The sequence below is a fragment of the Endozoicomonas sp. ALD040 genome (assembly GCF_049275945.1).
In the GTDB taxonomy this organism is placed as follows: domain Bacteria; phylum Pseudomonadota; class Gammaproteobacteria; order Pseudomonadales; family Endozoicomonadaceae; genus Endozoicomonas_A.
Map to the genome: position 1 here is coordinate 931,562 of NZ_CP184829.1, position 22,183 is coordinate 953,744.

General features: G+C 44.4%; 16 protein-coding genes and 2 tRNA genes. 3 read left to right on the forward strand and 15 right to left on the reverse strand.

The window, feature by feature from the left end:
• Positions 1-29: 29 nt before the first annotated feature.
• The 13 genes from ACOJUN_RS03315 to rlmE all read right to left on the reverse strand — a co-directional run bounded on the left by ACOJUN_RS03315 (position 30) and on the right by rlmE (position 17,125).
• Positions 30-106: transfer RNA gene (locus ACOJUN_RS03315), tRNA-Met, on the reverse strand.
• A 130-nt stretch (positions 107-236) separates the two neighbouring features.
• Positions 237-323, reverse strand: a tRNA-Leu gene (locus ACOJUN_RS03320).
• Between the two features lie 35 nt (positions 324-358).
• Positions 359-802, reverse strand: a complete 444-nt coding sequence (secG, locus tag ACOJUN_RS03325; RefSeq protein ID WP_422135249.1) for a preprotein translocase subunit SecG — start codon at positions 800-802, stop codon at positions 359-361.
• A gap of 2 nt (positions 803-804) precedes the next feature.
• A complete protein-coding gene (gene tpiA / locus ACOJUN_RS03330) occupies positions 805-1,551 on the reverse strand; it encodes a triose-phosphate isomerase (RefSeq protein WP_422135250.1) in 747 nt (248 codons plus the stop codon).
• A 250-nt stretch (positions 1,552-1,801) separates the two neighbouring features.
• Complete coding sequence (locus tag ACOJUN_RS03335) at positions 1,802-3,679, reverse strand: TRAP transporter permease (protein ID WP_422135251.1); 1,878 nt, start codon at positions 3,677-3,679, stop codon at positions 1,802-1,804.
• A gap of 16 nt (positions 3,680-3,695) precedes the next feature.
• Entirely contained in the window at positions 3,696-4,613 is a 918-nt protein-coding gene (locus ACOJUN_RS03340; protein ID WP_422135252.1) for a TAXI family TRAP transporter solute-binding subunit, read from the reverse strand.
• Positions 4,614-4,832: 219 nt separating this feature from the next.
• Positions 4,833-6,170 (reverse strand): phosphoglucosamine mutase, encoded by a 1,338-nt coding sequence (gene glmM / locus ACOJUN_RS03345; protein ID WP_422135253.1) that lies wholly within the window; start codon positions 6,168-6,170, stop codon positions 4,833-4,835.
• A 314-nt stretch (positions 6,171-6,484) separates the two neighbouring features.
• On the reverse strand, positions 6,485-7,327 hold the full coding sequence (gene folP, locus ACOJUN_RS03350) for a dihydropteroate synthase (RefSeq protein ID WP_422135254.1): 843 nt from the start codon (positions 7,325-7,327) through the stop codon (positions 6,485-6,487).
• A 302-nt stretch (positions 7,328-7,629) separates the two neighbouring features.
• Positions 7,630-10,878 (reverse strand): CHY zinc finger protein, encoded by a 3,249-nt coding sequence (locus ACOJUN_RS03355; protein ID WP_422135255.1) that lies wholly within the window; start codon positions 10,876-10,878, stop codon positions 7,630-7,632.
• A 572-nt stretch (positions 10,879-11,450) separates the two neighbouring features.
• Positions 11,451-12,806 carry an AAA family ATPase gene (locus tag ACOJUN_RS03360; RefSeq protein ID WP_422135256.1) on the reverse strand — a complete coding sequence of 452 codons (1,356 nt, stop codon included), beginning with the start codon at positions 12,804-12,806 and terminating at the stop codon, positions 11,451-11,453.
• Entirely contained in the window at positions 12,799-13,752 is a 954-nt protein-coding gene (locus ACOJUN_RS03365) for a reverse transcriptase domain-containing protein (RefSeq protein WP_422135257.1), read from the reverse strand. Before ACOJUN_RS03365 ends, ACOJUN_RS03360 begins: the two co-directional genes overlap by 8 nt.
• Before the next feature lie 439 nt (positions 13,753-14,191).
• Positions 14,192-16,180: an ATP-dependent zinc metalloprotease FtsH gene (ftsH, locus tag ACOJUN_RS03370; RefSeq protein ID WP_422137037.1), complete on the reverse strand. Its 1,989-nt coding sequence runs from the start codon at positions 16,178-16,180 to the stop codon at positions 14,192-14,194.
• A gap of 324 nt (positions 16,181-16,504) precedes the next feature.
• Positions 16,505-17,125: a 23S rRNA (uridine(2552)-2'-O)-methyltransferase RlmE gene (rlmE, locus tag ACOJUN_RS03375; protein WP_422135258.1), complete on the reverse strand. Its 621-nt coding sequence runs from the start codon at positions 17,123-17,125 to the stop codon at positions 16,505-16,507.
• Between the two features lie 262 nt (positions 17,126-17,387).
• On the opposite strand from rlmE, the gene yhbY reads away from it, so the two are divergent.
• The gene (gene yhbY, locus ACOJUN_RS03380; protein WP_422135259.1) at positions 17,388-17,693 is read left to right on the forward strand and encodes a ribosome assembly RNA-binding protein YhbY; all 306 of its coding nucleotides are present in this window, start codon (positions 17,388-17,390) and stop codon (positions 17,691-17,693) included.
• Between the two features lie 35 nt (positions 17,694-17,728).
• Here the strand turns inward: yhbY and ACOJUN_RS03385 are convergent, their stop codons facing one another.
• Positions 17,729-18,370, reverse strand: a complete 642-nt coding sequence (locus ACOJUN_RS03385) for a hypothetical protein (RefSeq protein ID WP_422135260.1) — start codon at positions 18,368-18,370, stop codon at positions 17,729-17,731.
• A 394-nt stretch (positions 18,371-18,764) separates the two neighbouring features.
• On the opposite strand from ACOJUN_RS03385, the gene ACOJUN_RS03390 reads away from it, so the two are divergent.
• On the forward strand, positions 18,765-19,649 hold the full coding sequence (locus ACOJUN_RS03390) for a trypsin-like serine protease (RefSeq protein ID WP_422135261.1): 885 nt from the start codon (positions 18,765-18,767) through the stop codon (positions 19,647-19,649).
• Positions 19,650-19,890: 241 nt separating this feature from the next.
• Here ACOJUN_RS03390 and ACOJUN_RS03395 read toward each other — a convergent pair whose 3' ends face one another.
• Positions 19,891-20,487 carry a CPBP family intramembrane glutamic endopeptidase gene (locus ACOJUN_RS03395; RefSeq protein ID WP_422135262.1) on the reverse strand — a complete coding sequence of 199 codons (597 nt, stop codon included), beginning with the start codon at positions 20,485-20,487 and terminating at the stop codon, positions 19,891-19,893.
• A 430-nt stretch (positions 20,488-20,917) separates the two neighbouring features.
• Here ACOJUN_RS03395 and ACOJUN_RS03400 point away from each other — a divergent pair, with 430 nt between their 5' ends.
• Positions 20,918-22,150 carry a hypothetical protein gene (locus ACOJUN_RS03400; protein ID WP_422135263.1) on the forward strand — a complete coding sequence of 411 codons (1,233 nt, stop codon included), beginning with the start codon at positions 20,918-20,920 and terminating at the stop codon, positions 22,148-22,150.
• The last annotated feature ends 33 nt before the right edge of the window (positions 22,151-22,183 follow it).

Genomic DNA, 22,183 nt, shown 5'->3' on the forward strand with positions numbered 1-22,183 from the left:
AAAAAACCCCATAATGGGGTTTAATTATTTGGTAGCGGGGGCCAGATTCGAACTGACGACCTTCGGGTTATGAGCCCGACGAGCTACCAGGCTGCTCCACCCCGCATCAAACCTACTCCAGTATACTGCCAGCTAAAAACCTGCTTCACAAGCCATAACTGTAGATACGCCTTTTAATCATTACAACACTAAACCAAATTCTTTTCTTCCATTTACTGAAAAAGTTAATGGCAATTTGGTGCCCAGGGCGGGACTTGAACCCGCACGACCGTTAGGCCACCGCCCCCTCAAGACGGCGTGTCTACCAATTCCACCACCTGGGCAAACACCACCACTACATCCTGCTTAAAGCTAGTCCTTACTGGACTGGAGGCAGAGACAGATCTTTATTCTGCTCGTCGCTTTCGACGGGTTGTGATTCTATCACAGGAGCATCGCTCTCGACACCCTTTTCTGAGCCTATACCTGAGCTCGTTTCTGAAGCGGCTTCCGGAGCGATCGGTGCATCACCGGCCGGAACGGACTCCTCAACAACTACAGCTGGCACACCTGCATCACCGATACTGTCTGCCTTTTGCCTGGCCACCATAGCCAGAGCAAAACTGGTCACAAAAAACACCGTTGCCAGAATCGCCGTAGTACGACTCATAAAGTTGCCAGTACCCTGACTACCAAACACTGTTTGTGACGCACCGGACCCAAAACTGGCACCGGCTTCCGCACCCTTACCCTGCTGCAACAAAATCAGACCGACTACGGCAGCAGAGGCAAGAACATGAACAATAAGAATTATGGTTTCCATCACTATCCTGCAGCGCGACAGATCGCCTGGAACTCTTCAGCAACCAATGAGGCTCCCCCCACAAGACCACCGTCAACATCCGGCAAAGCGATCAGGTCTGCAGCATTAGCTGCTTTCATGCTACCACCGTACAGAATACGAGTTCTGCCAGCCATAGCCTGATCATGTTCTGCCAGCAAGCTGCGAATCACAGCATGCACTTCCTGCGCCTGTTCCGGTGTTGCAGTCAGCCCGGTTCCAATAGCCCATACAGGCTCATAAGCGATCACAAAATTTGCCAAACGCTCCGGACCAGCAGTCCGCAGCACAGCTTCGACCTGAGCTGTCACCACCTTCATGGTGCTGCCAGCTTCTCGCTCTTGCAGAGTTTCACCCACACAAAGGATAGGCACCAAACCCTGATCAGCCAGAGCACAGAATTTCGCAGCAACTTCCTCATCACCCTCTCCAAACAGAGAGCGACGCTCAGAATGACCAATGATCACGTATTCAATACCAAGATCTTTGACCATCAGAGGCGAAACCTCGCCAGTATAAGCGCCAGATGTCTTGTCAGAGACATTCTGCAAGCCAACTTTTATAGCACTAACAGCCAATATTTCGCAAATGCCTTGAGCATAAATCGAAGGAGGACAAACCAGGACTTCAGCTTTAGTATCAAGACCGGAAACAAGTTTACCCAGTAATTGACGGTTCTCTTCGAGAGATCCATTCATCTTCCAATTACCGGCAACCAGTGGCTGGCGCATACTGCTCACCTCAACATTCGCGAGGTCGGCATACTAACCCAAGTTCCTTTGTTATACAACTGTGCTGACACCTTTCACTGGCAATTTTCCAACAGCGGATGAAAATCAATAAACTCATAACCAGTCAAGCACTTAGAGAATCACTCCTGCTCATTCAAGGCCAGTGCATGAATAGCCTTCAAGAACGTTAACTTTATATCAGAGTACTGCACATTAGCTGATGAATGAGAGCGCGACCGGCCCATATCACTCAACTCGAATGAGAACGCAACACAGCCCCAATTGCTCGCCACTGCATTAACAACAGCATCATTACAAGAAAAATACCCAAAAAGCCTAAACCCGCAGGATTAAACAGTAGAACTGGTAAACTGCTGAAGGCCAAACCTCTTTCCAACAGGCTTAATCTTCTAATCAGGTAACCTTCGACAACAACAGCCATGCTAATAATGATGGCTATTGTCCGGGCAACCGCGATAACCAATCCGGCAAAATCCTCTCCAGTATTAATTAAACCGGTATAGGCCATCATAATCGGAATCAAAAATAAGCCCGCCGCCAACTTGAACGCCTCAACGGAAGATTTAATTGGACTGGCATTAGCAACACCCGCTCCCGCAAACGCTGCCAGAGCGATAGGAGGCGTTACATTGGAAGTCTGAGACAACCAGAAAACCATCAGATGCGATGTCAACAGAGGCAATCCAAAATCACCCAACAAAGGTACAGCCATTACCGCCAATACTATATAGGCAGCAGTGACAGGCAATCCCATTCCAAGCACCAGGGCAACAAGACTGATGAGAATCAGCGCAGTAAACATATACCCACCGGAAAGTGCCATAACGAACTGCGTAAACTGCAACCCAATACCGGTCTGTCCTACTACCCCAACAATAATTCCTGCCGCTGCACAGGCAACAGAGATAGGCAAGGCCAGCAGCGCACCCGACTTAAGCCCTTCAATGATCTTGCTGACACCTATACGACTATGACTTCTCAGTGACGCCGCCACCAGAATAGCCGCACAACCGGCCACGCCCACCAGAAGAGGCGAGTACCCGATCATCAGCAGGCTAGTAATCAGGGCCAGGGGAAGAAGGAAGTGAGCACCCTGCTTCATGACACTCCATACCGCTTCAGTCCGACTGACTGTTGGCAATTCAAGTTTGCAGGCCATGATATGGACGTACAACAGTGTACAGAAGAAGTAGAGCAGTGCAGGCGCAATGGAGGCAATCATGATGTCGCTGTAGGGCACACCGGTAAATTGCGCCATCACAAAAGCACCTGCCCCCATAATAGGTGGCATTATTTGCCCACCGGTTGATGCAGCGGCTTCGATACCTGCAGCCTGTTCTGGCTTATAACCCAGTTTTTTCATCATCGGTATGGTGATGGAGCCAGTGGTCACCGTATTGGCAATAGCAGATCCGGAAATAGAACCCAGACCAGCGGAAGCAATAACGGCTGCCTTGGCAGGCCCTCCCCGGTATTTACCGGCAATAGCAAATGCCAGATCAATAAAGAACTTGCCTGCGCCTGTTACCTCAAGGAAGGCTCCAAACAGAACAAAGATAAAGACAGTGGTGGCCGCAATGCCCAGCGCAGAACCAAACACGCCATTACTGGAAAAGATCTGAAACTGCACCCATTCCTGAACACTGTAACTCTTGGTTGCCAGAGCACCTGGCAGCATATCCCCAAAACCACTATAAGCCAGGAACAACAATGCTATGAACACCATCACCCAGCCTACAGCCCGACGACAGGCCTCCATCATCAGCACCACATAGACGACACCAGCATAAAGGTCATAATCGGAAAGACCATACAGAAGATAGTTAACATCGTTGTAGTCAAAGTTAATAATTCGAAAGCCCGCCACCACAGTAGCCAGGGCCAGAATCAAATCAAACAGCCTGACTGGCACAAAAAAACGACTCTCTTCGTTTTTCAGCAAAGGATAATGAAGAAATATCAGCACCATGACCCAGGCCAGATGAACCGGCCTGAAATAGGTGGCAGAAATCGTCGAGGTAATCCCCTGCCAGATCTGAAACACAGACAGAAGTACTGCACAGACAAGAACCAGATAACCCAGCGCTTTGATCACGACTTTATTCATTCGGCCACCCGAAAACTCAATTGATGGAATTCAGGTATTTTTCAGCACCCGGATGCAAAGGCACACCGGACAGGCGAGTGGCATTGCCTTTGGTAGTGGCTTCGGCCACTTTTACCACCTTGCGAACATCATCCATGTTTTCAAAAGCTGCTTTAGTCAGGCTGAAAGCCATGTCGTCAGACATATCAGCTCGCACGACGAGGACATTCCAGATACTCAGGGTATCAACCGCCTCAACGCCGTTGTATACATCACCCGGAATGGTATAACTGCTGTAAGCAGGGTTTTCAGCAATGAATTTCTCACGCTCTTTTTCAGAGACTGGCAGGACACGAATCGGGTGAGTCAGAGCGACTTGGGTTACAGCGCCTACTCCCTGACCACCGACAATAAAGCCCGCATCAACCTGACCATTAGCCAGTGCATTGGTGGTTTCAGAATAATTCAGGTAAACAGCGCGGATATCTTTTTTGGGATCAACACCCACACTCTCCAACAGTGCAGCAGAGGTAACAGCGGTCCCGGAACCCGGTGCACCCAAAGAAACCCGCTTACCTTTGAGGTCAGACAGTTTGGCGATGTCAGAACTTTGAAGGGTCAAAGCGTGAACCAGATTTGGATAGAGGGCAAACAACACCTTTACCGGCATCTCACCGGGAAACTTGCCTTCACCCCTGTATGCATCGAGAACCACATTCCCCATGGCAATGCCAGCCAGCATATCGCCACGAACAACCTTGATAGTATTTTCAACAGAAGCGGCAGTAACTTCTGCTTTTACATTAACCCCATGAACCTTATCAGACCAAACTTTTGCCAGTGCACCACCGAGCGGATAATAAATACCACTTTGACCACCGGTACCAATGGAGTAGTTCTGTGCAAAAGAGAACGCTGGCAGGATCAGCATAAAGAGGGCAGCGACAAAACGCATGATATTTCCCCTGTAAAATATTTTTTATTTTTCTTTCGAGCAACAGCAGTCAAGTCCGGGTAGACTGACCCGTACAAATTTGACACGCCGGTTTTTTATCCTACCTAAGGAAAGTAATTCAGAGAAGCAAGAGGTTGCTTAAAACTGTCGTAGATCAATAATAAACTTCAAAAGCAACAGACTGACTGGAAATCATCCAGCCAGCCTGTAAAACGAGAATCAGGACATTTCCCGTTCAACCACCATGGCCAGTCTTTCGGTGTGAGCACGAACTTCTTCGGCATTCTCACCCTCTACCATGACACGGATAACAGGCTCAGTGCCGGAAGGCCTCAAGAGCACACGACCACGACCTGTCAGTTCAGTTTCAGACTGTTGCACAGCGGCAACAATACCCGGTACTTTATCAGTGTCTTTTTTCTCTTTTACCCGGACATTAATCATGGTCTGCGGGTACTTGCTCATTCCTCTACGCAGCTCAGACAGTTTTTTACCTGAACGAACTACGGCCTTCAAAACTTGCAGCGCAGAGACAATACCATCACCGGTGGTGGACACATCTCTACAGATGATATGACCGGAGGACTCACCACCTATCTGCCAATCATGCTCCAGCAGTAACTCATTGACATAACGATCACCGACTTTGGCTCGGGCAAAAGGAATATTGTTGGCTTCCAGAGCTTTCTCCATTCCCAGGTTTGTCATCAGAGTGCCGACAACCCCTCCCTTCAGCTCATTATGTTGACGACGATCCAGAGCAATAGCGAACAGCAGCTCATCACCATCAACAATCTCACCATTGTCATCCACCATGATGACTCGATCGCCATCACCATCAAAAGCAATTCCCAGATCAGCTTCACGTTCTTTGACAATTTCAGCCAGATTGTCAGGCTGGGTAGAACCACAACCCTCATTGATATTCAAACCGTTCGGGTTAATTCCAATGGCTTGAACATTGGCACCCAGCTCTCTGAACACAGCAGGACCCACCTGATAGGTAGCACCATGACCGGCATCAATCACGATATTCATGCCACGCAAGTCGAGAGGGTAGACAGTACTGGCTTTGCAATATTCGATATAACGACCGGAAGCATCATCCAGTCGGGTCACTTTACCCAGCTCACCAGAGTCAACGACCTCAATAACACCTTCTATCAGAGCCTCGATTTTTGCTTCAACATCGTCTGGCAATTTGCTGCCATTACCGGTAAAGAACTTGATACCGTTGTCGTAGAAAGGATTATGAGAGGCACTGATTACAATTCCGGCCTGACCATTAAAAGTGCGGGTCAGATAAGCGATAGCAGGTGTCGGCATAGGGCCGGTCAAACATACGTCAATACCCGCCGCAGACAGACCGGCCTCCAGAGCAGACTCAAACATGTAGCCGGAGATACGGGTATCCTTACCAATAACGACTTTACCCTCGCCCTCTGCTGCCAGAACCTTACCCGCAGCCCAGCCCAGCTTGAGAACGAAATCCGGGGTAATAGGAAACTCACCCACCTTGCCTCGAATACCATCGGTGCCGAAAAATTTGCGACCCATAAAGCAACCCTTATGCAATAATCTGGCGCCTGAATCCGCTGTCAGACAGCACTCTCAAATGGCTAGACAAAAAGGAGTGACAGGTGAAAACAGGCGATATTCTGCTTTGCCATGATGGCGTCGCAGAACAAAAAATACTGAAGATATACTCTGAATTATGACATGACTGTCATACAGACTTAATAGAAATGATTGTCTTACAAATGACAAAATTCTCCCTACCTGCGCTTAGAGCCAACGCTGCGAAAAAAGGGAGAAATAGAAAAAAGAATCAGAGCCAATGCCTGCCCACAAGAGCAGGCGATTAAAACACCTTAAGCATTCCTGACTGCATCTACCATACGAACTGCATCAACGGTTTCAGCAACATCATGAACTCGAATAATTTGAGCCCCTGCCCGGGCAGCCAGAGTAGCAACGGCAAGACTTGCACTTAACCTCTGCTCTGCAGGCTTATTCAACACAGCACCAATGAATGACTTTCTGGACATTCCTGCCAACACCGGGAAGTTAAGAGCAAGCACACGATCCAGATGTTTGAGTAACTGCAGATCATGGGCAGGTGTTTTTCCAAACATGCCGCCACCAAATCCCGGATCAAGTATCAGTCGATCTCTGGTAATACCCGCCGTTTCACAGGCACTGACACGCTCAAGCAGATACTCATTCACTTCGCTGACCAGATCATCGTATTGAGGCACAAAGCCTGGTTCTGTCTGTTCAACCAGCGAATGCATCAAAACGACAGGAAGGTCGGTGGCGGCCGCCGCCTCAAGAGCTCCGGGCCTCAACAGAGCACGCACATCATTAATCATGCCTGCACCGGCTTTGCTGGCTTCAGAAATAACCAGGGCAGAACTGGTATCCACAGAGACCACCTGATCAAAGTTCGTTCTCAAAGCTTCCACAACAGGCACAACCCTCTCAAGCTCCTGCTCACTGGTGACTGTTCCGTCTGCTCCTGGCCTTGTGGATTCACCACCCACATCCAGAATATCGACCCCATCGCGAACCATTTGCTCAGCACTACTCAGCACCTGATCCAGACTCTGATAACGACTGCTTTCATAAAAGGAGTCCGGGGTAATATTCAATACTCCCATGACCAGCGTTCGGTCAAAAGTCAGAGACTTTCCGGCACAATTTAACGTCTTCATTTTTTTCATATACCCAATCTACGAATACCACTAAAAATCATCCAGACTCAGCTACTGCCTGATTTTACAGGCCAATTGTTGAGACTCTCTTTCATTCTGCCCATCAATCAGGCTTTACAGCGCCCGTCTGGAAACTCTCAAACACCTGAGAATAGAAGCTTATAGCCGAAGCGAAGATTTTCCACAACAGACCGTTTCCACACTCAAACCTCAGGCCATTAATCCACAAATACAGCCTGGCAAGGTTAATATTTCCACCACTGCATTCAATCTCCAGGCCAGGGGTGACGAAGATGTGGTATTCACCTTAACCGGAAGGGATCCCTGCACACTGGGCAGCTTGTCACTCCGTTTTGAATCATCGCATCAGCGCATTCCCTATGGACTCTGTGGGAGCAGGGTAGTATCTGGCAGCCGCCGAAGGCGTCTTCCAGACAGATACAGCATTCATCGTGCCCTGAATCGGGTCGGCATATGTGATCACCTTTTAACTTTTTATTCAGGCAGATGTTGCAAACATCACAGTGATAGTTTTTCTCCTCATATACTCGACAAATGCCGCATTTATCACAGTGGTACGGATTTAGTTCTGCACTGATGAAGTGTTTACACTTTGCACAGAAAAAGTCAGACATCCGCTCGTTGCATCCCGGGCATGTCTGGGAACCATCCGTAATTTCACCTTCATATTCACAGACTGTACATTGAAGGTGTGTTGCGTCAGAAGCCTTGCAATTTTCAGCTTGACAGCGGGGGCTTGCGTTATGACATCTATGGCAGGGGAAATAAAGGCCACAGCACTTGAATTTCACAAGGCAGCGCCTGTGGTAGTGTTCGCACATTGGCTTTATGCTTTCTTGCCGAGATAGCGGTAACTCCCCACCCGACCGGTTTGCCTTCACATCAGGGAGGCTCGACTGCGGGCAAGAAGCAGAACTCTTCGGGTCACTGGCTGACATCGCTGGACTGGCTGCTGCCACCTGTTGGAGGGCTTGCTGGATCATTAAGTCTATTAATTCTTGTTGTTTCCCGAGCTCTCCCTCCAACTTTTCGATATTTTCCCTCAAACGTTGGTTCTCAGTGTCTGACTGGGTCACCCGTTTCCAGAGCCTTTGAGCTACTGCAGTAAGATTTTGATTCTTTATAGCCAACTCCTGATTCTCTGCTCTTACCCCCTGAACCTCCTGAGTTAATCCTTGATTTTCTATTGTTAACCTTTGAACCTCTACTGTTAACTTTTCAGTCTGTTGTCTTTCTATCTGTTGTCTTTTTTGCTCTTCTTTTTCCTTAGCGATTCTTTTCAGATCAATTGCTTTTCTAAGCCTGAGGTAATTACTTACAACACCTTCTAACTTATTCAATTTATGTTTCAAATTTTTAGCCCGATGATCGTCGGGGCTATTGTCAGCATTCACTGCATTTCCCGGAGTAATCGTCGGGAAGTCTGGAGGTTGTCCAAGGCTGGCTCTCTTTTGGGAAGAGTCATTTTGCCGATCAGCAAACCCGGGCTGTTTTGGCCTTGCTCCCTGCTGTAAGTATCTATCAGCTGTTAGATTAGAGGAACTGCCCACAGAGCCCGAGGTACTCTGGTAGCTATCAACCTGCTGGATGGGATCTGTGAATGTATTTGCATTGATGGCAATTATTTCGTTGGCAATATTATCACTGTTACTGATCAGAGGCTCTTGTGGCGAAGAGCAAGATTGCAACTGCATGTACAGTTTCTCTGAGAAGCTTATTAATTCATGGGATGACGGGTGCTGATCAAATCGTATAAGGGTATCCAGAAAAGAGGTGGAAAATGTAAATGATTGCGCATAAATCATGATATCGTGACTTATAGCGACATCTGATATTTTCCCTAACAGATTACGAATAAGTTCAATGGGGTTTGAATAGTTCAGGAACAAGTGAACGAAGTACTCAGTAAAGCAACATTTTTCAAATTGTCCTATAGGTGGCTGTTGATCAGGTTGATTGACCCTATGAATGATGTCCTGAACAATCTTATGCAAAATCATCAGGTTGTTTTCGCCGACCTTGAGCAGTGTCTCGTCAGTTGGAATGATCGGTTGCAGTGAAGACAGAATACCAAGGTCATTCAAAGTCTGTTTTGTATCGCTCGTGGCTTCTATCAGCTGCTCGATAAAACGGTTGCGCAATGAATTCTCTTTGCAAGAACGCGGCAGTGCCAGTACCGCCTCAAGAGGAGTGACAGTATTCCCCCTGATGTTCGTGCCTTTTGTTTCCAAAACCTGTAAACGTTGAGGCTTGTCCAGTTCATCCAGTATTTGCCTCAGCTTATAAACTGCATTGCGATCGCTGCCCTCAATAATGGCAATAAGCTGGTCAGCAAGTTCCTGAAGGTCTTGAGTCGTCGCATTTTTTTCACTCTTGTCACCATCATCGTCTTTTCTGTTATTTTCATTTCCGCTACCATCACTGTCTTCTCCAGATGATTGGCCCTCCTGATCTTCAGGTTCTTCTCTTTCCTCCTCTTGATGGTCGTTATTTCCGTTCTCAGGTCCTGCATCGGATACGCTATAAGAGGGTTGTCCATCCCCATTACCTGCCTTCAAGACAGCACTCTCAAGAAATAGTTTGAAACAGCCAAGCTGCCACTGAAGACTTTCGCTGGCAGGACAGGTATTGGCTGCACGCCGGAGAAGAGTATTCCAGAAATCAACATCGATCAATTGTTCAATATCGAGAAAGTCAAGCCAGCTAACGGGTATTGTGACTTCGCTGGAAGAACCATCGCCATTAACGCGTGTAATTTTCAGGTGTGCCGGGGATGACTGCTGGTCAAACGAAATAGAATCCTTGCCAATGGACATCAACCATGTGATGACGGGTTTCAGGATAAGCAGGTCTATTTCGAATAACCCCGACGGCCTGCCGCCGCCTCCGGGCGGAGGCGGGGGTGGGAGCGAATAGAAAAAGCCACCACCCCCGTCACTGGAAAAATCAGCAATGCCAGTGAGCTTGCCTCCTGTCAATGTCATTGTGTTATTCAGGGCTTGCTGCGTTTCCAGCCCACTGACAGTCATGTTGTCGGAATAGGCCAGAAGAATAAGTGAGGTAGCATGGGGTTTGTTATTCAGAAGCGGATCGGTGTTTACTGAAGTAAGCTCAGGTCTGTCTGCCGTCGTGGATTTCAAATGAACAGTTATGCCATTTTCCGAGACTCCTTTTGATACATGCTGGAAAATGGGTATTTGTCCCTCTGACAGTATCGTTAGCTGATAGCAATAGTTGCTCAAGTCGTTCGTGACTAATATTGCGATACTGTTCGAATCTGCTGGCGCCACAGGTGCATTAAAGCAAAGAATGCTGTTTCGGTCATTGAAGCCTTCGAGGAGCAGCAAAATCAATTGCCACTGAACCTTATCCTGCGGATCTGCATCATCATTGATTTCAATCCGAACCTTGTACCCATCAGGACTATGCCGATCAATAACGGTTGAGGAATAGCATAACTGTGCAACCACCGTTGTTATTAATGAAAGAACAAACGCTATTAAGGCTACCAATGAGCGGTAAAAATGCACTAAAGTCTCTCTGTACAATTTGGTCAATAATACCAAATCCGCCCTTTTTGTCTGATAGAAAACCAATTCAATCTGTGTTGACTTTCTGCTCTGGAAAAATAAAGGAACGCCATTGGCTAATTTCATTATTCGAAGTACAGAGAGAGAATAGCCAAGAATTTCTGAATCGCTATATGGATATGATTGCCATGTGCCAAAAAAGCTTCCGTAGACCGACCTCTTCACCTTAAAAATACTTATCCAGCAGGTCAGTAAGGCATTTGCGGGGAGGGCTGGGTTGGTAACGTGAAAATCACGGGCCAATAAAGGGATATTCATAATAAGTCTACAAGTTGTCAACTTATTTCAGGACGGGACACATCATAAAAAAAAGGGATCAATGTTAGCCAGCGGGTTCACGGATAACACCATCCCGAACCATCTACAAAGCAAGACTCAGTCCCTGATCCAGATCCTGGTAACGACAGCTTTGACAAAAGGATTCTGGAATAGTATTCAATATTCCCATGACCAGCGCTTGGTCAAAGGTCAGAGTTTTTCTGGAACAATTCAACTTACTTTTTTAAAAAACGCTAAGCACCACCCAAGTTCAAGAACAAGTCAATTTCGTTGACTAACTTTCTAGTCTCTATTTCATTATGCTCAACGATTAATAGGTATAACTTATTGAGATTTAGACCTTTATCCGCTACCAAATACTTCCAATACGATTTTGAAGCTTTCTTGGCCTGACTCGACTCCTTATAGGAAGGGAGCTTGACTTCTGGAAACAACTCATCTCGATTCTCATAGATAAATAGCTCTAGATCCTGAACAGGAGAACAAAGTATTCTTGACTCACCACTGTAACCTTTGCACATTTCAGAAAACACATCCCTGTCCACAATAGCTAAAACATTCTTAGAATCTGAAAAAATTTGATCACTATCATTTTTTTCAACAATCATTCTCAACTGGTTGACACCACCCAAACCAATCGTTTTATGCTGATAATATGGAATTATTGAGAAATGTCTGATAATGAACTCTATAAAACCTTCCAATACGGAATCTTCTGTTAAGATGTAACGATCAAACCCTTTAAATCCGTATAGGTCAGCCTTGATATAGCCAAATGAACGCTGCTCCAAGCTCACTTGATCATTGTTACTCTCAAGGTAATACAGCCCTCCATCATCTACAGTATTCATAAAAGCTAACGAATGAGAAATAACAATCAAGCGTGAATCGCGTTGTCGTAACAAAGACTTTAAAGCATGGAATAATTTCACCTGTGCAGCCGCATCCAGAGCTACATCCAACTCATCAACAATAATGAGCTTTGCCTTTGATGTCACAAGCCTGAATATCTGTATAAGAAAATACTCTCCAGAGCTTAAGTGATCTTCGCGTATATAGGTAGCATCGTCTTTTGGAATGAAATAATAATTCTTTTTCCCTATATTAATCATTTTCAGGTTATCAAACTTATCATCCCCATAAACCTCATGAAGAAACTTGATTAACTCTTCAGCCCTCTCATAATCTTGAGTTGCATTACGAACAGATATTTCAGAGTTCTGAGCTGCTATTGCTGAAAAATGCTGAAACCTTTGCCCATCAGGAATAGGTAACTCCGCTAAAATCGCTCCCTCTTCAGGCAGAAAATCTTTAGTGTCAATTACACCCAATTTACTTTGATAGGCATAAGAAAAGGGAGAAAAACCATCTAGATCAAATTTAATTTCACTTCCTTCGCTTATTGCTTTATGCACGGTAGAGCTTTCAAAAACCTTTGGATTTACGATAGTTTTAAATGCTTTAACCAAAGTTGTTTTACCTACACCATTCTTTCCAGTAACAACTATTATATTCGAGTCAGGAAAGTCAAAACTAACTCGCAACTCCGAGACATTTTTAATGTTTCGAATTACAACAACATCAGCCATGCCACTTATCCTCCATCAAAGAACGTAAGGCATAAGCACCATATTTTCTTTGCAATTTTTCCAGATAGCCTGGATCAATGGATCTGGCATAGTGTAACAAACCAAATAAAGAATGTTCCTTTCCAGTCAACGTCTCATCTAAAACCCGGTTAAAACGTTTTCTATCAGTCACATAAAAATGTAATAACATTTCAAGCTGTCTTTTATACTTAGAATCGATTGTGACTTTCCCTCCTTGAGTCACAACAAGCCCTAAAACTTTAACTTTATTCCCTGTATGTGTGAAACGAGTTTTATCATCATTCAACGTCAGTAACGGTGAAGCATTAGAATCCAGTAGAAGCTGAATAGTTTCAGATAAATGTTCAAAACCATCGAAAGTCTTAGCAGAGATAACAATATCGTCAGAGTATCGAGTATAGGTATAACCCCTACCAGCACAATAAACACTCAATTTTTGATCAAAACTCAATAAGAAAGCATTACTTAGTTGAGGCGACGTAGGAAACCCTACTGGTAAAGACCCCTGCCATGTCATCATGCCCACTAACAGAGGTATATACTCTTTTATGTCTGATATCGGTACATTAGCTTCATTTCTGGCTAATATTTCTCTGACATCGACGTTTGAAATATTCGAGAAAAAAGCCTTAAGATCCGTCATAAAAAAATGAGAGTTGCCTGCATGAGCCTGAACAGCCGTAAGAGCACTTTTACCTTTGACATATGAATGGACAACATCATCAGCCCTCTTGAGATACCTCAAGATAACTTTATCAATAAATCTGAGATACTTTTTGAGTTTTACCGATGGGCGGAAAAGATCCCGAGAATTCGCAGAAAAGGCTAGCACCTCCTGACTCTGACTCATTACACAAAAGTCATTGAAAGATTCTTTCTCATGAAACACTGCATTAAATGCCTGCTCCAGCGTTCTTTTGTTCACGCAACCTCCCGACAATATGCAAAAACACATTCTCCCTAATAACAATAAGCTACAACATATCAGTATTGATATATACAAAATGCAAAAAGAAACGATAGAGTACAGGGACGACAGTCAGAATAGATTAAAGACAAACTAGCCAGAGAGGGTAGCAGTATTTTCAACCATCAACCCTCTCAAAAGAGGGTCGTGGAAGAAATGACATGAAGGCCACTAGGGACCAGCTTTACGACTGGAGCTACTCCTAGTCACTGGTAGCAAGAAGTATAGCTTCAACACTTATTTAAGGTCAATCTACAGCAACTTCATGCATTACTGTCATTTTTTGCCCCAAAAAAAGTCGGACTCAGCACAAACCAGCCAACAAACTTAGCCTCTTCTCAAGCCATACAAAAAAGGCAGGATAACAATCCTGCCTTTTTTGTTTCATAAGAAGGGATCAATGTTCGCCAGCCGGCCCACCAATAGGTCCTTTCTTATCATCATTGTCGCTGTTGGCATTATTATCACCGTCAGCACCTTTTGACTTGGATGCTTCAGGAGTCTCTTCTGCCTTGATACCCGCACCACCATCACCGTTGGATGAAGAGCCGGAAGATTCCTTGGGTGGCCGAGGCTTCTTGCCTTCCATAATGTCATCAATCTGATCAGTATCAATGGTTTCGTATTGCATCAATGCATCAGACATCAGATCCAGCTTGTCGCGGTTTTCCTTTAGAAGTCTCTCAGCAGTGTCATAGCACTCATCAATGATGCTGCGCACTTCTTCGTCGATCATCTTGGCAGTTTCGCCAGACACATTCATGCGTCCGCCACCACTGCCGTAGTTCTTGCCCAGAAACACTTCTCCTTCTTCATCATCATACTGAAGAGGACCCAGCTTCTCGGATAGACCCCACTTGGTCACCATATTCCTGGCAATCTGGGTTGCACGCTGAATGTCATTGGAAGCACCAGTGGTGACACCCGATTTACCCAGGGTCATTTCTTCGGCGATACGACCACCGAACAGTGAACAGATCTGACTCATCAGAGCCTCTTTGCTCTGACTGTAACGGTCTTCCTCGGGCAGGAACATGGTGACACCCAGTGCTCGACCACGAGGAATAATGCTGACCTTGTATACAGGATCATGATCAGGCACCAGACGGCCAACAATAGCGTGACCGGCTTCATGATAGGCCGTATTTCGTTTCTCTTTCTCACTCATCACCATGGATTTGCGCTCGGCACCCATCATGATTTTATCTTTGGCAAGATCGAACTCATGCATACCTACCGTGCGCTTGTCGGCGCGGGCAGAGAAAAGTGCCGCTTCATTGACCAGGTTGGAAAGATCTGCACCGGAGAAACCGGGAGTACCACGGGCAATCACTGCCGGCTCAACGTCATCTCCAATAGGCACCTTGCGCATATGAACTTTCAGGATCTGTTCACGACCACGGATGTCTGGCAGACCTACCACAACCTGACGGTCAAAACGGCCGGGACGCAGCAGCGCCGGATCCAGTACGTCGGGACGGTTCGTTGCCGCAATTACGATAATACCGTCGTTTGCTTCGAAGCCATCCATTTCTACCAGTAACTGGTTAAGTGTTTGCTCACGCTCATCATGACCACCACCCATACCAGCACCACGGTGACGACCTACAGCATCAATCTCATCGATGAAGATAATGCAGGGTGCCTGCTTTTTAGCTTGTTCGAACATGTCACGGACACGGGAAGCACCCACACCCACGAACATTTCAACAAAATCAGAACCAGAGATGGTGAAGAACGGAACCTTGGCTTCACCTGCAATAGCCTTGGCCAGCAGAGTTTTACCAGTACCCGGAGGACCTACCATCAGGACACCACGGGGAATGCGGCCACCCAGACGCTGGAACTTGCCCGGGTCTTTCAGGAAATCCACCAGTTCCTGTACGTCTTCCTTGGCTTCTTCAACACCCGCTACATCAGCAAAAGTCGTCTTGATCTGATCTTCCGACAACAATCGGGCTTTGCTCTTGCCAAAGCTCATTGGGCCACCACGGCCACCGCCGCCGCCCTGCATCTGTCGCATAAAGAACATGAAGACGGCAAGAATCACCAGAATCGGGAAACTGGCAACCAGCAACTGTGTCCAGATGCTCTGCTTTTCAATAGGTTTGGACTCAATTTGAACATTGCCGCGCAATAGCTCGTCCATCAGCTGATTATCGGGCACTGCCGGGGGCAGGTTGGTCTCAAAACGCTCACTGTTGTTCATTAGTCCAGTAATGGTAAACCCGTCAATCACTACCTTGCTGACCTGACGGTTTTCTACTGCACTGATGAAATCTGAATAACTGAGCTTCTGAGTAGAAGACTGCATGCCATCGAAGTTTTTGAATACGGTCAACAGCACCAAGGCAATGATGACCCATAAAATCAAGTTTTTTGCCATATCATTCAAAGGGCTACCCTCACTTGAGCGTACTGAAGCCTGTGGCTAACGGTTTTAAAGGGCATAATTACCGGCTCTGCTCTCTCTTATGGTTAATCCGCAGCTTCTACCATACACGAATGGCAGTGAGGGTGACAGTCATCAGCTGGCTATTGGGCAGATAGAAAAAATCTATAATGCCGACAGGTCTGCTTGAAACTGCGCTGCGACAAGGTTTTTCGCGTTTACCTAACGGGTTGTCAGGTTTCTGTCAAGATTCGATAGCGTTTAACCATCACCCTTGAACAGACAAAACATTGCAACGTCCAGGTTAAAGCAATGTTCTCAAGATACAAAATTTCTGGCCAGCAGAAACACCTCTCTGGATCGTGCTCTTGAGGAGCCCGGTTTTCGGGTAATCACTTTTTGGAATGAGGTTTTCATATCCTTGTGATACTCCTGATACCCTTCACCCTGAAATGTTTTGGTCAGAAAAGAGCCATTTTTCTTCAGCACCTGTCTGGCCAGATCCAGAGCCAGCTCAGCCAGATACATAGCTCTGGGCTGATCAACCGCCAGTGTACCACTCATATTGGGGGCCATATCTGAAATTACAAGGTCTACTTTATCACTTCCGATCGTCTCGAGGATTTTTTCCAGTACAGCGTCCTCGGTAAAATCGCCCTGAATAAAGTCGACTCCGGCAATGGGGTTCATGGGAAGAATGTCTGAAGCCACCACACGACCGTTATCCCCTACCATTTCGATAGCCACCTGAGACCAGCCGCCAGGAGCCGCCCCCAGATCAACGACCTTCATCCCCGGCCTGATCAGCTTGTCCTTCTCCTGGATTTCAATCAGCTTATAGCTGGCCCTGGATCGATAGCCGTCTTCCTGTGAACGCTTTACGTATTTGTCTTCAAAGTGCTCCTGCAGCCAGCGGGCACTGCTTTTGGATCTGGCCATTTCTACCTTACATTACCTAGCTTAAAAAGCATTATTCATGACTACTGGACTTGTGAGCCACAGAGAATAAAGTACAATGATGAACTTTTGATCAACAGTTTCCAACCCGGTTTTTCCCAATCTTATAAAAACCGGGAAACGAGCCCCGATTCAGGTCTGTAAAATACAACCTTGTTTAATCGCTCATCAGGAATCTGTTGCCCGATTGCCATGGCTGTAGGCAATCGGCTTACTGGATAAGCAGCCTCAGGATTCTGAAATCATGAGCATTAGTTCTGAAAAAAAGAGACACTACCGTTCCCTCGGCCATAAACTGAAGCCTGTTGTCATGGTAGCGGGCAACGGTTTGAGTGACGGCGTTATTGAAGAAACACAGCGCGCCTTGCACGATCACGAGCTGATCAAGGTGAAGTTTGCAGTAGGTGACCGTGAAGTCAAGAAAGAAGCTATTAACGAGCTGTGCAACCAGACTCAGGCAGAACTGATTCAGACCATTGGTAACATTGCTCTTATCTTCAAAGAGAATAAAGACGCCAAGCCCAACCTGTCTAATATCAAAAGCTTCTGACTTTTGAGGGTGCCTGTATGTTTCAGGCGCCCTGATCAGTTCTTTTTCGTATAACTTTCAAAATGAGCTTTAGCTTTTAGATATTCCATACCTCCAGGGAAGCCTTTGTTTTTGTCTGGGGGTAATAGTAAAAGCTCTCGTAAAACTTCATTGTTTTTTCTTTTCCACTTAATTTCATACCTTGGCAATATAAGTGACAAGAAGTCTCCCGCCTCCTTTGTAAATCCAAACCAACGGCCTGTAGCCCAGTACAAATCATCATCCAAGCACACATGTATTGAAAATTTTAAACATTCATGTTTTATTGTATTGAATATAGGGAAGGAACCAAAAAATCCGTTCAAATAAAGATTTTCAGGCAAATCAAAACTAAAAAACATGCAACCTCCTCCGTATGCAGAATTTATTTCTGAGACAGAATTAATTTCCAAATAGCTATATTCAAAAAAGTCGTTAGATAATTCTTCAGGCAACTGCTTTATAAGGTGAAGATCTATTCTGCTTCCCGCATCATCTTCCAAATAAAATTTATTCTCAGATTTATTACCTTGTTGTCTGATTTCTTGTCTTGTCGTTTCGCCTAGCTTTAAAATCAGATAACCTTTTTCACATTGGTCAGGAGAAGCCTTAACTGCGCTGACCACTGCAAAAAATAATAAAAAGAAAAAGTAATACATTGTTGATACCTTTCTGAATCAATATAACGGGCCTGTAGAAAAAACATTTCTAAGGCTACTCTCTCCAAGACACTCACTTTGAATATTAATTTAATCCTTTTGCAGTCATCCAATTATATCAAAGCCGCTCTATCAGATTAAGCACTTGTAAACTTCTCTCTCAGAAAACCGTATGCCCATCAAGTGGATCTGGAAGTATTGAAAGCAGAGTACGGTGTGAGGGATTATCAGGGTTTCCTGACTTCTGAGAGAGAGTGTTTCAAACGCAAAATCCGTTTCAGCCTCTCTTGAAGATAACAGCTTTTATGGTATTTTTTTCTAAGAATTCGTTATATTGCCAAATCAGGGAAAACAGCTAATCTTGAAATTTTGCAAGTTGATGGATTGATTTTTCATGAAAGCAGCGTGTAAAATTTTTGTCCTTGTAGCTCTTTCATCAATTTTACAGGCTCAGGGAATTGTAAAAAGCTACTCTCATACAAGTATTAAAGTACCAATTAATAAATACCCTTGGATAATCCAGACAATCAATCAAAGGGGTCGTCAGTCCAGCGGATTTTTAATCAACAACCGATATGTATTAACAGCGGCACACGTAGTTGATAATATTGAGAAAAGGAGATGCTTATCTATACACTTTCTTAATTATCAAAACCCATTCTTCATACAGATAAATAGAATCGCATTATCCCCTTTATATAATCACAATAAAAATATATTTAATGACATCGCTGTTCTTGAATTATCAACTCCTGTTGAAGAAAAACTAATACTATCATCAACCCCTGCTATTGACTTTCAACCCTATACATGTAAAGAGCTATACAGTTTTCAGAGTCTCATTGGTTCAGGATATGCAATGCGAACTTCTCTGAGAGAAGCTAATTTAACATGGGAAACAAATCAAGAATGTGCTGAGCCTAATGGTCCTTATAAATACTATTTATCCTATGATGGCTACTCTGAAAGAGGCGATTCAGGCTCGCCATTATTCTATTGGGAAAATAATTCTTACCATGTTTTAGGCGTAGCAATTCAAAGTTTGTTTTGCAATAACTGTGGTAACATTTATGAAACTATGATGCATAATGTTGATTTCATACAAAATGCAACAAGCCACTTCCAAAACTCTGAAGATGCAGCTCAATTTCAACCCCAAATCGAGTGGATTTCTTTAGAATGCCCACCGGCTTCAACTGCCTCATCAACATCAAAGGCTTCAACGACTATGCTTTTTTTAGTTGTGTTTTTAACACATTCTACATGGCATTTACGATAGTAAGTACTCAGCCATACAGAATCGAATATTTCTGGCTTATTGGACAGGTGCTCTACAAGGCGCAACGACGGGAACATAGAAAGCTATGTGACCAGAGTTACAACGCATCACGACTGCATGGATGCAGGAGCTAGAGCAACGCAGGAGCAGTTGCCGCGAGTGCCTGAACAATAAGTCAGAAAATATCATTTCGTATGGTTGAGTACTTAACTATCTTGCTTTCACAAGCGTCAGTTGCCTTTTATCTTTTAAGGTAGGGTCTCAGAGCAAGCCAGATAAGATTGTGTGTGGCATGACAGGTGATTACAGCGATTGGACCATGATGGTTATATATATATGAAAAGTAAAAACCTGCTACTGTAGCACTAAAAGCTTGGACAGTTGACCAGTTTGGACCTAATAAATGACAAAATCCAAAAAAAATGTTGCTAAAACATAAAGAGAGATCACTGGCAATACAACGTTGGCTGACAAATAAAGTATCAATGAATGATCGGGGACGGCACAATCTTCGGCACAGGACATAATTCAGCATTGGCTGCAAATAAAAGCGAAAAAAGACTTCTTCCATGGCTGACCCAACAACAAGCGCTAAACCCCTGATAAAAACAGGCCGACTGGTTGCACAATCATCGCATATCCTTTGACCTTCAGGAAGGAATATAGAAGCTATCGGGACTACAATACAAGTTGAAAAAGTAAATTCAATGGTACCACAGATCACACCAATCATTATCTGTCTGCTTATGATCCTTACTGAAGACTCTGGTTTCTCTTCATAGACAGAGCTTGCGATTAATGGGCACAGCAAAAGTGTAATAAGTAGAAAAGTTTTCATTGGCAGCTATTCATATACAAATCAGGAAGTTTAGCATCTAAAAAAAAATTCCGGCATTAAATCCAACTGAAACGAGAGCCATATTCCTAAAGCTCGTCAGAAACGCTGAAATGGTCCTCTTCTTCGAAACCTTGAAGGTGAAGCTCGTGTTCGTAAAGACGTTACGGATAATCCAGCATCTTTGAGATGCTATAGCGGGATACAGACAGCATTTTTATAATCGAGTTCAATGTCATTCAAGCTTCAATAAGCGATCGCCGGTAGAATACGAGCTGACAACTTAGCTATAGACCTATGTCGATTTTTTCGGGGTCTATTTTATCGGGGAAGATGATAGTTCATTGTATTCGCCTCCTTTGCTGCAAGTCTTAGACACAAGATAACGCTTACAACTTTGAACTAAAGAATAAAAAAATTGTCTAAGTGATAAATGGATAACAGGGATGTTAATAAAATGAACCATATTTCGTCTTTATCATTATCAACAGAGAACGTACAAGCAAGTTATAATCTGGAGCCTGAAACCAGGCCTCCTTGTAAGTTTGCTGGGTTTAATGTTTCCAGAGTTGCTGACAGACTTGCAAACCGATTTCCAATTTCAAAATTAGAAAATCATTCCCTGAAAAGTCATTTCTGGTTTACAAATGAAATTTCATCAGTTTATGCATGCGAACATGTTTCGTTAGCATCAACTATTGCTGGGATTCGTAACTCACCCCCAGTAAATGAAAGAAGAGTATCCATTGTAACGGGTGAGTCAGGTTTACTATCTTGTATACCAGAGCTTTCAAGAATATCAAAATTGATCATACAAGTTGACTGCGACCCTGTTCTTTTAAAATTCATTGAAAAAATATTGGAAAAATTGACCTTCTTAACTTTAATCAATCCCGAAATTTTTGATGAGTTAGTCCAGTCATCTTTAGAGCTTTTAAAGAAATCAGGATGTATAGCAGACGAAGTAGAATCAGAAATTTTAGAATCAGCGGCAATGTATAAAGAAGCAATGGGAGAGCTACACTGTCTCTCATCGCAAAGCAGATTAGAGGAATTCAAATCAGCTTTAAGTGAATGCCGTATACAAGCCATAGAGGCAAACTATTTCTCAAAAGATGACATGGATAGTCTAATTAAAATACTGGTAGAGGAAAATCTAGAAGTCTCTTATTTTAACATATCTAATGTAATTGAATACTTTGGTAACTTCTATTCGATGAACCCTTTCAATGGTTTAGTTCAAGGCGTGGAAAACACTAGATACATTAGAGCTATTCCACTGGCTGAAGATGCAATTTGTGCTTATTCATCTCTCATTTCAAGCCAAGATCACACCGGGACTTGCACAAGAAACGAATTATTTGAGCGTTTGTATCAATTAAATAAATCCAAGACTTTTCGTAAAATTGCACGCTATGCTCGTCAATCCAGATCAGATGTAAAAGATACAATCTCTGCTTGTGAACATTTAACCAAAGTCAGATTGATAAATGCTGAGACAGCCATAGACTTTTTAAGGTTGATTTTGGCACACATTACTAAGGAGGAATCTATAATTCTATCTTCCCGATCCAGTGATATTGATCGCAGCTTGAGTGAAAATACTGTTTATAATGATCAAGACAGAATAAAATTTATGCAGATAATCAGAGCCGCAGAGAGTTAATAGTTTTGATCTTAAATGACAGGCCTCCAGTAG